General features: G+C 38.0%; 14 protein-coding genes and 1 pseudogene. 6 read left to right on the top strand and 9 right to left on the bottom strand.

Features of this window, described 5'->3' with window-relative positions:
- The first annotated feature begins 85 nt into the window (after window positions 1-85).
- A complete protein-coding gene (gene wrbA / locus AC07U8_RS18630) occupies window positions 86-679 on the top strand; it encodes an NAD(P)H:quinone oxidoreductase (RefSeq protein ID WP_494738396.1) in 594 nt (197 codons plus the stop codon).
- 109 nt (window positions 680-788) lie between these two features.
- Here the strand turns inward: wrbA and AC07U8_RS18625 are convergent, their stop codons facing one another.
- From AC07U8_RS18625 to AC07U8_RS18605, 5 genes are all read right to left on the bottom strand, one after another.
- Complete coding sequence (locus AC07U8_RS18625; RefSeq protein WP_004725792.1) at window positions 789-1,151, bottom strand: FmdB family zinc ribbon protein; 363 nt, start codon at window positions 1,149-1,151, stop codon at window positions 789-791.
- Window positions 1,152-1,373: 222 nt separating this feature from the next.
- The gene (locus AC07U8_RS18620) at window positions 1,374-2,234 is read right to left on the bottom strand and encodes an acyl-CoA thioesterase (protein WP_034617683.1); all 861 of its coding nucleotides are present in this window, start codon (window positions 2,232-2,234) and stop codon (window positions 1,374-1,376) included.
- Between the two features lie 152 nt (window positions 2,235-2,386).
- Window positions 2,387-2,962, bottom strand: coding sequence for a xanthine phosphoribosyltransferase (locus AC07U8_RS18615; protein WP_004725796.1), 576 nt, complete (start codon window positions 2,960-2,962; stop codon window positions 2,387-2,389).
- Window positions 2,963-3,065: 103 nt separating this feature from the next.
- Window positions 3,066-3,770, bottom strand: coding sequence for a DUF3108 domain-containing protein (locus AC07U8_RS18610; RefSeq protein WP_209827967.1), 705 nt, complete (start codon window positions 3,768-3,770; stop codon window positions 3,066-3,068).
- Between the two features lie 153 nt (window positions 3,771-3,923).
- A complete protein-coding gene (locus AC07U8_RS18605) occupies window positions 3,924-4,604 on the bottom strand; it encodes a hypothetical protein (protein ID WP_004816933.1) in 681 nt (226 codons plus the stop codon).
- Between the two features lie 232 nt (window positions 4,605-4,836).
- Between AC07U8_RS18605 and AC07U8_RS18600 the strand changes: the two genes are divergently transcribed.
- Window positions 4,837-5,718: an energy transducer TonB gene (locus AC07U8_RS18600; RefSeq protein WP_004725801.1), complete on the top strand. Its 882-nt coding sequence runs from the start codon at window positions 4,837-4,839 to the stop codon at window positions 5,716-5,718.
- 14 nt (window positions 5,719-5,732) lie between these two features.
- Here the strand turns inward: AC07U8_RS18600 and AC07U8_RS18595 are convergent, their stop codons facing one another.
- The 4 genes and pseudogenes from AC07U8_RS18595 to radC form a co-directional block, all read right to left on the bottom strand.
- Entirely contained in the window at window positions 5,733-6,131 is a 399-nt protein-coding gene (locus AC07U8_RS18595) for a hypothetical protein (protein ID WP_494738395.1), read from the bottom strand.
- 313 nt (window positions 6,132-6,444) lie between these two features.
- Window positions 6,445-6,716: pseudogene (locus AC07U8_RS18590) on the bottom strand (antibiotic biosynthesis monooxygenase family protein).
- Between the two features lie 65 nt (window positions 6,717-6,781).
- Window positions 6,782-7,693, bottom strand: a complete 912-nt coding sequence (locus AC07U8_RS18585; protein WP_004725806.1) for a bestrophin family protein — start codon at window positions 7,691-7,693, stop codon at window positions 6,782-6,784.
- A gap of 37 nt (window positions 7,694-7,730) precedes the next feature.
- Window positions 7,731-8,453, bottom strand: a complete 723-nt coding sequence (gene radC, locus AC07U8_RS18580; protein ID WP_004725808.1) for a RadC family protein — start codon at window positions 8,451-8,453, stop codon at window positions 7,731-7,733.
- 114 nt (window positions 8,454-8,567) lie between these two features.
- Between radC and coaBC the strand changes: the two genes are divergently transcribed.
- The 4 genes from coaBC (at window position 8,568) to AC07U8_RS18560 (ending at window position 12,445) form a co-directional block, all read left to right on the top strand.
- Window positions 8,568-9,833, top strand: a complete 1,266-nt coding sequence (gene coaBC / locus AC07U8_RS18575; protein WP_494738394.1) for a bifunctional phosphopantothenoylcysteine decarboxylase/phosphopantothenate--cysteine ligase CoaBC — start codon at window positions 8,568-8,570, stop codon at window positions 9,831-9,833.
- 162 nt (window positions 9,834-9,995) lie between these two features.
- Window positions 9,996-10,370: a cytochrome b562 gene (locus AC07U8_RS18570; RefSeq protein ID WP_494738393.1), complete on the top strand. Its 375-nt coding sequence runs from the start codon at window positions 9,996-9,998 to the stop codon at window positions 10,368-10,370.
- Between the two features lie 511 nt (window positions 10,371-10,881).
- Window positions 10,882-11,721, top strand: a complete 840-nt coding sequence (locus tag AC07U8_RS18565; RefSeq protein ID WP_494738392.1) for a bifunctional transcriptional activator/DNA repair enzyme AdaA — start codon at window positions 10,882-10,884, stop codon at window positions 11,719-11,721.
- The gene (locus AC07U8_RS18560; protein ID WP_494738391.1) at window positions 11,708-12,445 is read left to right on the top strand and encodes a 2OG-Fe(II) oxygenase; all 738 of its coding nucleotides are present in this window, start codon (window positions 11,708-11,710) and stop codon (window positions 12,443-12,445) included. Before AC07U8_RS18565 ends, AC07U8_RS18560 begins: the two co-directional genes overlap by 14 nt.
- The last annotated feature ends 1 nt before the right edge of the window (window position 12,446 follow it).

The following is a 12,446-nucleotide window of genomic DNA, read 5'->3' as shown; positions in this document are numbered from 1 at the left end:
TTGCATTTTCATTGTCTAGCTTACCCAAAAAAGCAGAAAAATACCGTATAGTTTTATTTTCTTATGTTGAAATCAAGAAATCTCTATGCAAGCTTATGTTCTCGTACTCTATTACAGTAAATATGGATCTACCAAAGAGATGGCACACTTGATTGCCAACGGGGTAGAAGCAGCGGGTGTCGCAGTAAAAATTCGCACTGTGCCTAATCTTTCCACTGTAGTGAAAGAAGCGGAAGCCAGTATTCCAGAACATGGCGATATTTATTGTACATTGGATGATTTACAAAATTGTGCAGGATTGGCTTTAGGTTCACCAACACGTTTTGGCAATATGGCATCTGAAATGAAATACTTTTGGGATCAAACCACCAGCCTTTGGCTAAATGGTGCATTACACGATAAACCTGCTTGTGTATTTACCGCGTCAGGGTCAATGCATGGTGGACAGGAAAGCACATTATTAACGATGTTACCGCCATTGTTTCATCATGGCATGATGATCATGGGGCTGACCAATGCCAATCCAGCCTTATCCAATACCAAATCAGGCGGTACGCCGTATGGAGTCAGTCATGTCAGTGGACCACGTCATGACCAAAACTTAAGTTCCGATGAAAAAGCTTTATGTGCAGAACAGGGCAAACGTCTAGGTGAAACGATTAAAAAGTTAAACCCATAATTTTTGATGCTCTTGCGAGATCTAGATAAAAATTCAAAGACTTCTCTTTTATCTGGCGTCTAATGGATAAAAAGAGAAGTTCTTTATCATATTGATATTTTATATTTTGTTATTTTAGATTAAAGCGATGGTTACATTTTTTACATTGGTAATCAAAAAAGATATTTTGGTCAACAATCACACCTGCTCGTTTACCGAAGCGATTTCCTAGAAATCCACCCGTAATTCCAACACTGATTGCACCCACGAAGGTTCCTACAGTTCCACCGACAATAACACCTAAAGGACCTGCAACAGTTCCGATAGCCGCACCGATTGAAGCACCAGAGGCAGCGCCGCCTACAGTTCCTGCTGCTGCACCCGCAGAAGTCAATAATACACTGCCTGCTTTGCCTAAAAGTTGTTCATGGTCACGGCGTTCTAAGTCTGTAGCGCCACACTTTGGGCACTTTACTGTTTGTTCATCAGTCATTGATTTTTACTCACTCAACAAAGTCCATTTGTCTTCGTTAAGTTATGGTTAAGCGTTATATTCACGTTCACTACTGGCATTTTTGTCATGCTTATCGCTATCGTTACAATCATGTCAGGGATATGACATGATTTTGATTGTAACCGAATACCGTGATCAGTCTTTATATTTTGTGTGAATGTAATAGGTAGAATGATTGCCACAGCTTATAGAAACATTTTGTTATTGCTTTAGCCGCATTAAACTTTCCTGATTAACGCTACATACCAATCGACCATCTTGCCACATCCGCCCGAAATTAAGCCCTCTGGATTGGCTAGATACTGTGGCATTCATATCATAAAGTAGCCATTCATCTACTCTAAAATCTGTATGAAAATAAATGCTATGGTCTAAACTTGCACTACGTACACCGCCGTTCGCATAGCTGACACCATGCGGTCTAAGTGAAACCGTCAGCAGGTTATAGTCAGAATAATATGCAGCAATGGCTTGGTGCATCATGGGTGTATCTTGTTGAGTGGGAATAGTTTCAAAGGTTTGAAAATATTCAGCATAATTTGTGTCTAATTTTATCGGTTTAAATGGATTGAATGGCTGTACAGGATGGATGTTGATCAAAAATTGACGCATAAATATTGCGCGTGCAGGTTCAGGAACATCCTCATAAATCATTTGTTTCAGTTGTTGTTCTGGGATCAGTTCATCTGGCGAAGGGTAGAGAGGCGGTTCAATCTGATTTTCTAAACCCTCTTCAATATTGGCAAATGAAACCATGGCCGAAAATATAATATGGCCGTTTTGCCAAGCATGGACTTGGCGAGTCGAAAAACTTTTGCCATCTCTTAAATTTTCAACTTTATATAAAATCGGAATATCTGTGCGACCACTGCGAATAAAATAAGCATGTAATGAATGTGCTGGTCGATTGGTTGTTTTTGATGCGGCAATCAATGCTTGTGCCACCAATTGCCCACCGACAAGGTGTGATCCAAATAATCGTGTGTTTTGCCCTTGAAATAGACCATCATCCAATTGTTGTACGTCGAGTAGATCAACTAATTTTTGAGTGATTGATCTCATTTATTATTTACCTGAGTTATCTCTTTATTTGCACAATATAGCTGAGGGCTTGATCAAAATAAAAGGCAAAACAAAGACGCTACTGATCAAAAAGCAAAAAAAAGAGCGCCTAAAGCACTCTTTTTAATGAAAACTTTTGAAGTAAGACCAGCTTATTCTTCTACAAAGCTAACCGTACCGTTTGCCAAAGATTCAACACGTGCCAAAGATTCAACACGGTAGCCTTTATCTAATAACAATTGACGGCCTGGTTGGAAAGATTTTTCAATCACAATCCCAATACCCACAACTTCTGCATCCGCTTGATGAATCAAGTCAGCAAGACCTAAAGCGGCTTGACCATTCGCTAAGAAATCATCAATAACCAAAGCTTTATCGCCTTTGCTAATATGTTTCTTAGAAATCGCAATGGTGCTTTCAATTTGCTTGGTAAAAGAGAATACTTTTGAACGATATAAATCATCTTTAAGGGTTAAAGACTGATATTTACGTGCAAAAATAACGGGTACACCAAGTTCCAAACCAGCCATCACAGCAGGCGCAATGCCTGATGCTTCAATTGTGATGATTTTGGTAATGCCGGCATCTTTAAAAAGACGAGCAAACTCTTGACCGATGAGCTGCATCATCACAGGGTCAATTTGGTGATTTAAGAAAGAATCGACTTTCAGAACTTGATCAGATAGAACGATACCTTCAGCTAAGATTTTCTGTTCTAGTGCGTGCACAGGGAGAATCCTCTAGAGGCAAGGTGCTTTTTAAAGCAAAGGCGTATTTTAAAAAGCACTAAAAAAAATGCAAGCTGAAATTGATCAAAAGGTGAAAAATGTCTTACTTTTTGTAACTGGTCAAGGTGAGGTTATAAGATGTTTTACCATCAACATGTGACATTTTCACGGGTAAATAGTCTAATTGCGGTGCTAACCAGAAAATTGAACTCTTTTCACCATTGTCATGGGTGAGTACAACTTTGACCGTGTTATAGGTTCCCGCAGGGGTTTTAATTGACTCCGTCCCTTGTTTAACAAAGCGACGCGCATCTAAACCTTTTGCATCTGCAATCAAATAACTTGATTTTAGACCAGCACCTTTTAAGTCTTCACGTACTTGTAATTCAGCATTTAATTCATCTAAAGCACCTGCTTTCCATGGGAAAGAACGTGCCTGATCTTTTTTCTTGGTGTTAATGGTTTTGTTGCTTGGATTAAAGTTAATGGTCATGGTGTCATTGTGTACCAACACTTTACTGGTACGACTAAAACTACTTGAATTAATTTGACCATTGGTAAAGCTAAAACGGCTTGTTTCACTTGCAGAAGCAATTGCTGCTGCTTTTGCTGCAAATACATAGGTCCAGTTATTACCACTTTGACTCAATGTACGAGTCGCAGTACCTAAGTTTTTACCATTATAGGCAAACTGGTAACTTGCTTGGAACGGACTCATGGCAAGAGCATTGCTTGAAAATCCAACCAATAACATTGCAGTTGAAACACCAGTTGCCATACTTAATGTTTTAAATAACGTTTTTGCCATCATTAAATGTCCTATGCATTTAAAAGTATTTTTGGATATGACACCTATTATGCGGTGTAAATAAAGAGAAAATATCTACTTTATTGCTAATCCTGTGAATTTATGTATACATTTTGATTGCGATAACTTGAAATCTAATCTGCAATTTGAGACTTAACTCTTTTGCTCAATCGGTGTAACTTCAGTTTCAAGATAATCATCTTCGTCCCAGTCTGGGTCTTTATCTTCTCTAAATTTACTCAATAAAGCGGTTAGGTTTACATTACCAATCACCACCAACTCAGTTTCACGTAATTCTGCATGGTTCACATGGACTTTGTTTAATGTGTCCATAATAGAACGATTTTTTCCTAACCAACGATTCAGATCTAAGTGAAGTAATTCATCTTTTACGGTAATGACATTAAATTTTTCTAGGATCATTCCTAAAGGATCTTTTTTCAGTACCTTTTGATAGAAGAATAAAGCAGTATTTACGCCCATCTTATACCAAACATTGGGATAGCTAGCTTCGATCACTTGGGTGTTGCTGATTTGTTCAAAAACAATCAACTGCATATCTTTGTTGAGTTCCATTTGAACTAACTTAAGATCTACAGAAAGAACCAAATGCATGCCTTTGACATTGAGTGTGGCATAAAGTTTTAACCAATCATCATGCAGGTCGGCATGTAAATCTTCTAAAATTTTGACGTTGTCGGTGACAAAACGTTTAAAGGTCGCATTTAAAAATACTTGTGATACTGGAAACTCGCGTTCTTCTTCTATAAAACCTTCTGCTTTTTGGTATACTTGTCGAATACGTTTAACAATGTTAGAAAGTAGCGTCGGCATAAGTATTGTCCCAAATCATCATCATTTTTTAAGGCGATAAACTTGTCGATTATTAAAAAAATACAAGTCTAACGATTGCAGTTTAACAAAAAACATTGCACCATTTTGAGTGTTTTAAAATTACGTTTTTACTTTTACTAAATAAGTCACAAAGTTTGTGAATAATGTAAAGTTAAACTTATTTTAATAAATTTTAAATTTGGCGATTGGGGAATTTTGTCGGATTAATGTCATGATAAAAAAATTATTTGCCAATACACAGCATTCTGAGTACTGGTGGCAAGACGCATTATTTGTTGGAGCTGTTTCTGCAGCTGTCATTGCACATGTACTTTTTTTATCTGTTCAATTTGGAATGCCACAAGAAAATAATACCAGCACAAAAGAAATCGCAATCAGTATTCGCCCAAGTGAAGATGAAATTAAAGATGCAGACTTTTTAGCGCAAGCAAATCAGCAAGGTTCTGGAACATTCCGTAAAGAGCATCGTATTTCAAGTGATATGCCAGCGCAAGCAGAAGACAAGAGTGCGGGTGATCAGCAACTCGAAGCTTTAGAGCAAATACAGCAAAAACGAGAATTGAAATTCGAAGAAAAAGTATTAATGACGGTTCTTAGCTGGCAAAAGCAGGCGGAACAAAACGATCGTAAAAAGGCCATGGAAGAGTTGCAGAGCCAGATGCAGGCTAAAACGGCAATGGTGGCGAGTTTAGAAGCTCAATATTTACAGAAACAACAAAATTTTAGTAAACAACAAAAAATTAAAACCTTAGATGGTATTCAAGCCAAACAAGATGCATCTGCTGGATATTTAGATAAATTTCGCGAAAAAGTTGAGATGTATGGAAACCGATATTACCCAGATCTTGCCAAACAGCAGCGTCTTTCGGGTGAGGTCCGTTTAATGGTCATTCTCAATAATGAGGGTGGGATTCGTGCTATACGATTGATTGAAAGCTCAGGTCATTCAATCCTCGATGAAGCTGCCAAAAACTCAGTGCGTAAAGGTGCACCTTTTGGACGTTTTGATTCAAAAATGAAAGATATTTCTGAACTGCGGATCGTGCGTACTTGGCGTTTTGATCCAGCTGAATCTGAATTTGAAGTGCGCTAATAGATAAATACTGTTTAGTCCATTGACCAAAAAAGATTAAGCTCATGGAAATCATTATCTTTAATGAAATGAATGACTATATCTATGCTATAGCCATCTGAGTTAAATGAACTAATTTGTCGATAATAATCTGAAAAATCTTGTTTTAACAATTGTATAAATTCTTTCGATTTTAATTCTGTATCCTTTTGTTTTAGAGATAACGATGTTGTAAAAAAACATTCAATTTGGTGAACCTCTTTATCATTAAACTCCCTAATGTCTGCTGTGGTTTTTAAGAAATTGTGATCGAAAACAGTATGAGCAAGCCTATGTGCATATTTATACTCAAAGGTTATTCCTCCCTCTTGAAATTCTTGATCTGATTTTTCCGCAATTTCTAAAAGAAAAGATTGAGTCGGTTTTGTAAGCATAGTTTTTATTCCTATAAGTTGATGATTTTATTTAACATCATAGGCGTTATACTAAAACTCCTATAAATTATTGATTTTAAATTACACTATATAGATTTTTTTTTACCATTTCTCAATAGAATAGGGAGAGATATTCATTTACATAAAGGGAGTTTGAATTTTTAAATAGAGATTGATCTTTAATATCATATTGTTCGATCAAAGTGATACTTCACTAAAATTTTATTAAAATGGCTAAATTGTTAGTGTCTTTCCCCGCACTTTATTTCTACATCAGCATCATTTTCAACTCATAATTTTACTTAATCATTTTTTAATAAGTTTTTATGACTTCGCAAACTTCAACACTAAATTTTTTATACCACTGTTGTTTACCAATTCGTTGAGCTGCTTGATGTTCTGCATCTTTATGCCAAGCCTGGATATCTTCAAGTGTATTCCAATAAGAAAGCGCAACTTCAACATCATTTTCACAAAGAGACTCAAATTTTTGACAGTTAAACTGGCTCAATGCTTTCTCTCGTAAAAGTTGTGCAGTTTGAAAATACTGTTGATCTGTGCCTTAAAGATAACCACATATTTCATTTTCAGTGCTCGGCCTTTACTTTAACTTCTCTTTAAAAAGGGCAATAAAATCAGAAACTGATGTATTAAAGTAAATTGTGATCATGGGCTTGAATCGGTGGAGGAGTCGGTTTCCCGAGAGTTCCCAATAATTCAATTTCAATCATTCTTACCATTGAATCTAAAGGTAAATCATTACTTTGTGTACCAAAAGGTTCTTCTATCTCGGTACTTAAAGCATCTAGCCCCAGAAAAGTATAGGCTAAAATACCCACCAGCAAAGGTGTTGCTAAGCCCAGTAATGAACCTAAGCTAAAGGGCAGCATAAAGCAGAAAAAATAGACCGTACGATTTAATAAAACTGAATAAGCAAAAGGCAAAGGTGTGGTTGCAATACGGTCACAACCGGTTTGTACCAAACTGAGCTCATTTACATGTTCATTTAATTGGGTATAGATAATGTCGGAAATTTCGCCTTCTTTGAGCGCTTGCATCAATTCCCATTGGATCAAACTCAGCGTGTATTGCGGCGCATTGGTTTGTTGATACAACTGTGTCAGTGCCTGTTGACTCATACCACTGGTTTCCACCAATGCATCTGGATTTGCTGTTTGATGTCTCAGACGATCTCTTAATAAGTTTGCAAATACAATCACATGTTGGATGATCCGTTCACGACGCCCTTGTGGGAATATACGACAATCACGGTCAAAGTGACGCGCATTGGCGATCAGCATTCCCCAAAGTTTACGCGCTTCCCACCAACGGTCATAACAGGCGGTATTTTTAAAGCCTAGAAAAATAGAAAGCACCACACCAATCAGGGTAAAGCCAACCAAGGGTAATTCTGGAAAACGATATAAATTGGTATACTCAATGCCACCTACAATTGCAGAAATCAGCATCACAAAACCAAGCGGTGGCAGCACTTTAGGTAAAATCGTACCACGCCAAGAGAGTAATATTTTAAGGGTATCGTTTTGATCGCGGACAATCATACTTTTAAATCTATACTTTTTAGTGATCTTCACCGCTTCAAAGGTGCTTGTCAATCACATTTGTAGGGAAAGTTTTGGGTTTGATGAGTCCGTGTTCAGCAAAGGAGTAGCTTTGCTCAGCTGCAATGATCATATGATCCAATAATTCTATTTCAAGCAGTTGACAGGCTTTTAATATTTCTTGAGTTAAATCGTAATCTTCACGTGAAGGCTTGGCAAAACCTTTAGGGTGATTATGGGCAATAACGATAAAAGTCGCATGTTTTTGTATGACATATCGTAATAATTGATTGATGGAAATATTGCAGTAATTGATTGAACCATAAAATAGTTTTTTAAAACTCAATTTACGTAACTGGCTGTCTAAACACAGTACAGCAAAGACTTCTTGAGATTCTCCGATCAATTCATAACGTAAATAATCTCGGATTAAATCAGAACGACTCAAGTCTAAACCTTGGTTTAGTTGATGTTTTAAGTAACGCCGTCCCAGTTCTTTCACTGCCATCAGTTGTGAATACTTGCTTTCGCCAATGCCATGAAATTGTTTTAAATCGTCTAAAGACGAATCAAATACAGCATTTAAATGACCAAAATGTTGAATGAGTAAGCGTGCTAATTCAACAGCGGAGTGTTGTTTTGAGCCTGAGCGTAGAAAAATTGCAAGTAATTCTGCATCAGATAAGCTGTGCGCCCCTTGTAAGAGTAATCTTTCACGTGGACGTTCTTGTTCAGGCCATTGTTTGATTGAATGATTCATTATTTTTCACATTTTAAAATTATTTTACTTCTGATTTTTCTCCCTTGAATGACTTGGGAGATAGACTATTTAATGATATTGTGAGCGCCACTGCAACTGAAAGGTAGCCTGATAGTGAGTTTTGATCTCAGTGTATTTTCTAATAAAAATATTATCCTCGCTGTAACAGGTGGTATTGCCGCCTATAAAAGTGCAATCCTGGTACGTCGTTTAAAGGATTACGGCTTTAATGTACGCGTGGTCATGACCAAAGGTGCACAGGCATTTATTACCCCTTTAACTTTTCAGGCCTTATCAGGCAATCCAGTTCATACCGAATTATTAGATCCTGAAGCAGAAGCGGGAATGGGGCATATTGAATTGGCGCGTTGGGCTGATTTAATTTTAGTTGCACCTGCAAGTTGTGACACCATTGCAAAGTTCGCCGCGGGTTTGGCTGATGACTTGCTCAGTACTTTGTATTTGGCAACCAAAGCACCTGTTTGGGTTGCGCCTGCAATGAATCAGCAAATGTGGGCAGCTAAGCCGACACAACGTAATCTGAATACTTTAGTTGAAGATGGCGTACATGTGATTATGCCTGAAGCGGGTTCACAAGCTTGTGGTGATGTCGGTTTAGGGCGTATGCCTGAACCTGAAGATTTAGCTGAACAAGTTAAAAACTACTTCCATCAAGCACAACGTGCGATTGCTGAGAAGTTTGGCTTGCTTGCTGGAAAACGTGTGGTGATTACTGCAGGGCCAACACGTGAAGCGATTGATCCTGTGCGCTATATTTCCAATCACAGTACAGGAAAAATGGGCTTTGCCATTGCAGCAGCCTGTTATTCAGCAGGGGCAAAAGTGACACTATTGGCTGGTCCAGTCAGTTTAGATACCCCGAATGGTGTGCGTCGTATCAATGTTTCTTCTGCGATAAAAATGCTTGATGAAAGCATGCATCAGCTTGAGGAAGGCTGTGACGTGTTTATTGCAACTGCGGCTGTCGCTGACTATCGTGTGGCAGAAGTTGCGGAACATAAGATCAAGAAAGCGGGTGATGAGCTGAATGTTTCGTTGGTGAAAAACCCCGATATTGTGGCGACCATTGCGCAACAGTCAAAGCGCCCATTTATGGTGGGTTTTGCGGCAGAAACCCGGAATGTAGAGGAATATGCAGCAGGAAAATTGGTTGCCAAAAAACTCGATATGATTGCCTGCAATGATGTCTCACGTGCTGATATTGGTTTTGCTTCTGATCAAAATGCGATGACCGTGTTTTTTGCAGAACAGTACCAGATGAAAAAGCGTGATTTAGAGAAAGCCTCGAAACAAGAGATTGCACAACAATTGGTTGAAGCGATCCACGATGCCTTACATCATGAGATTGAACCAATTTAAGCCTTTTTCTGATTATTTCTGAATATAAAAATGCAACGAATTCGTTGCATTTTTATTTGCTATTTTTTGTGCTTTTAAACTATGTTTAATCTTGGAAATGGACAATAGCCACAATGGGCTTTTTTACACCCAACAATAGCCACAGTTTTAAGGAAGATCATAATGATCAAAAAAACTTTAGCCACCGTCATGATGATTTCTGCTTTAGGTTTCAGCTCAATGACTTTTGCTGCAACGCTACAACAAAATATGCAGGCATTAGGTAAAAACTATAAAGCATTTAATCAAACCAATAATGCCGCTGAAGCAAATAAAGCTTTAGATAATATGCGTGCTGCTGCAACGGACGCTAAAAAAGTCAAACTTAAAGGTCGTGGTTATGCCAGTGCTCCGACTTCGACTCAGTTATATGATCAATTGATTGCGCAAATTGATAAGACTCAAGCGCTAGTCAAAGGCGGTCATTTAGATCATGCCAAAATGGAAGGCAAGAAAATTGCTGAAATACGTGATCAAGGGCATAAGATCTATCAATAGTCTTATTGCGCAAATATGCATTTAGATGATTTATAAATAAGGTCAAAATTATAAATCATATATTTATATACTTTCATTAACGTGATTCATATGGTTATAACGCTTGCAATGCCACACTTTACAATTAAAGTTTAAATAGCTTTGCGTAGGCGATGCCTCACTTTTCAGAGATGAAAAGGTGACAAAAATCTTCCGTTGGGCGAGGGGTACGTCCTGTACCCCCGCCCAACAGCGACATCCATGTCGCCACACGATAGATCGACCATGTACGATTCAATAATACAAAGAATCAGGTAAATTTATATAGATTGCGTATGGACTACTTGTTTTTTGACGAACGTAATTTCGAAGAATAGATTTATCCATTTAAAAGCCGTTAGTTTTAATGACTAACGGTTTTTTATTGTGAGAGATTTTTAAACGATATTGAATCACTAAACTCAGCATGATTCGGATTTGCTCATTGCATAACAACTGTTAAGTTAGATGTAGAAAAGTGAGGAGAAATGCGATGCAACAGCACCATCAGTTTGAACGTATTGCAAAAGCCATTGAATACATTAAACACAATTTTAAAGCACAACCAAATTTAGATGAGGTGGCTGCGCATATTCATTTAAGCCCTGCACATTTTCAACGCTTATTTACAGAGTGGGCTGGTACCAGCCCTAAGAAGTTCTTGCAATATATCAGCATAGAACATGCAAAAAACTTGTTAAAACAAGAGCATTCGGTATTTGATGCGACTTATGATACAGGACTATCGAGCACCAGTCGGTTACATGATCTATTTATACAAATTGAAGGGATGACACCTGCTGAATACAAAAGTGGCGGAGAAAATTTAACCATCCACTACCAGTATGCTGAAACACGCTTTGGAATGGTTTTAGTGGCTTCAACAGCCAAAGGGATTTGTTTTATGTCTTTTGTGGAGCATGAGCAAGATGCCTATAGTGCACTCGTTGAGAAATTTCCTAAAGCAAGATTTTATCAGCAAGCAGATGCCTTACATGAACATGCTTTGGCCATTTTCTCATCTGAACAAAAACCATGGAGCCAAATTAAGCTGCATCTAAAAGGCACTGATTTCCAGCTTAAAGTTTGGGAGAGTTTGCTTAAAATTCCGATGGGGCAATTAGCAACCTATGAAGACCTTGCAGAACAGATTGGAAATCCAAAAGCTTCCCGTGCAGTCGGTACTGCGATTGGCAATAATCCAGTGGCTTTTTTAATTCCATGTCATCGTGTGATTCAAGCGACAGGTGTTTTAGGTGAATATCATTGGGGTAAAACACGTAAAGCCGCAATGATTGGCTGGGAAGGTGTGCAAGTACATGCCAGCGTTTAATTCACAACAAGCAACAGCGTTGCTCAATAAAATTGAGGGTTTAGATTGGGAGTCAATCCATGCTCAGATACATACACAAGGCTACTCAACCCTTAAAGACTTTTTATCTGATGAATTGTGTGAGTTGATCAAAAGTCATTATAACCATCAACAACTGTATCGAAAAACCGTCACTATGCAGCAACATTGTTTTGGATATGGCGAGTATAAATATTTTAATTATCCACTACCAAACTTGCTTCAACAGCTTCGAACTCAGTTTTATCCGTATCTGGTTCCTATCGCCAATGCTTGGTCTGATGCTTTAAAGTTGGATCGACAATATCCAGATTCACATCTTGAATTTTTACAACAATGCCAACAAGTGGGTCAAAATAAGGCCACTGTTTTGATTTTGCACTATCAGCAAGATGGTTTTAATACCTTACATCAAGATCTATATGGCGAGGTCTATTTTCCGATCCAAATGGTATTTGTTCTTAGTCAAGCCAATAGCGATTTTACCGGTGGTGAGTTGGTGTTGACTGAGCAAGTACCACGAGCACAGTCAAAAGCCATTGTTTTACAACCTGATCAAGGGGATGTGTTAATTTTTACCACGCAGTTTAGACCCAAGAAAAGCACTCATGGCTATTATCGAGTCAATATGAAGCATGCTGTCAGTCAGGTGCGTACAGGGGAGCGTTATACATTGGGGATTATTTTTCATGATGCTGTGAGTTAAA

It is taken from the genome of Acinetobacter sp. GW821-FHT01E09, from assembly GCF_059422385.1.
Note: the sequence above shows the minus strand (reverse complement) of the source record. Positions and strands in the feature narration are given on the sequence as shown.

What these genes read in the sequence shown, in the direction of transcription:
- AC07U8_RS18625 (WP_004725792.1), bottom strand. Translation starts at nt 1,151, where the DNA reads ATGACTGATGAACAAACAGTAAAGTGCCCAAAGTGTGGCGCTACAGAC.
- AC07U8_RS18600 (WP_004725801.1), top strand. Translation starts at nt 4,837, where the DNA reads ATGATAAAAAAATTATTTGCCAATACACAGCATTCTGAGTACTGGTGG.
- AC07U8_RS18585 (WP_004725806.1), bottom strand. Translation starts at nt 7,693, where the DNA reads ATGATTGTCCGCGATCAAAACGATACCCTTAAAATATTACTCTCTTGG.
- AC07U8_RS18605 (WP_004816933.1), bottom strand. Translation starts at nt 4,604, where the DNA reads ATGCCGACGCTACTTTCTAACATTGTTAAACGTATTCGACAAGTATAC.
- wrbA (WP_494738396.1), top strand. Translation starts at nt 86, where the DNA reads ATGCAAGCTTATGTTCTCGTACTCTATTACAGTAAATATGGATCTACC.
- AC07U8_RS18620 (WP_034617683.1), bottom strand. Translation starts at nt 2,234, where the DNA reads ATGAGATCAATCACTCAAAAATTAGTTGATCTACTCGACGTACAACAA.
- radC (WP_004725808.1), bottom strand. Translation starts at nt 8,453, where the DNA reads ATGAATCATTCAATCAAACAATGGCCTGAACAAGAACGTCCACGTGAA.
- AC07U8_RS18560 (WP_494738391.1), top strand. Translation starts at nt 11,708, where the DNA reads ATGCCAGCGTTTAATTCACAACAAGCAACAGCGTTGCTCAATAAAATT.
- AC07U8_RS18565 (WP_494738392.1), top strand. Translation starts at nt 10,882, where the DNA reads ATGCAACAGCACCATCAGTTTGAACGTATTGCAAAAGCCATTGAATAC.
- AC07U8_RS18595 (WP_494738395.1), bottom strand. Translation starts at nt 6,131, where the DNA reads ATGCTTACAAAACCGACTCAATCTTTTCTTTTAGAAATTGCGGAAAAA.
- AC07U8_RS18570 (WP_494738393.1), top strand. Translation starts at nt 9,996, where the DNA reads ATGATCAAAAAAACTTTAGCCACCGTCATGATGATTTCTGCTTTAGGT.
- AC07U8_RS18610 (WP_209827967.1), bottom strand. Translation starts at nt 3,770, where the DNA reads ATGGCAAAAACGTTATTTAAAACATTAAGTATGGCAACTGGTGTTTCA.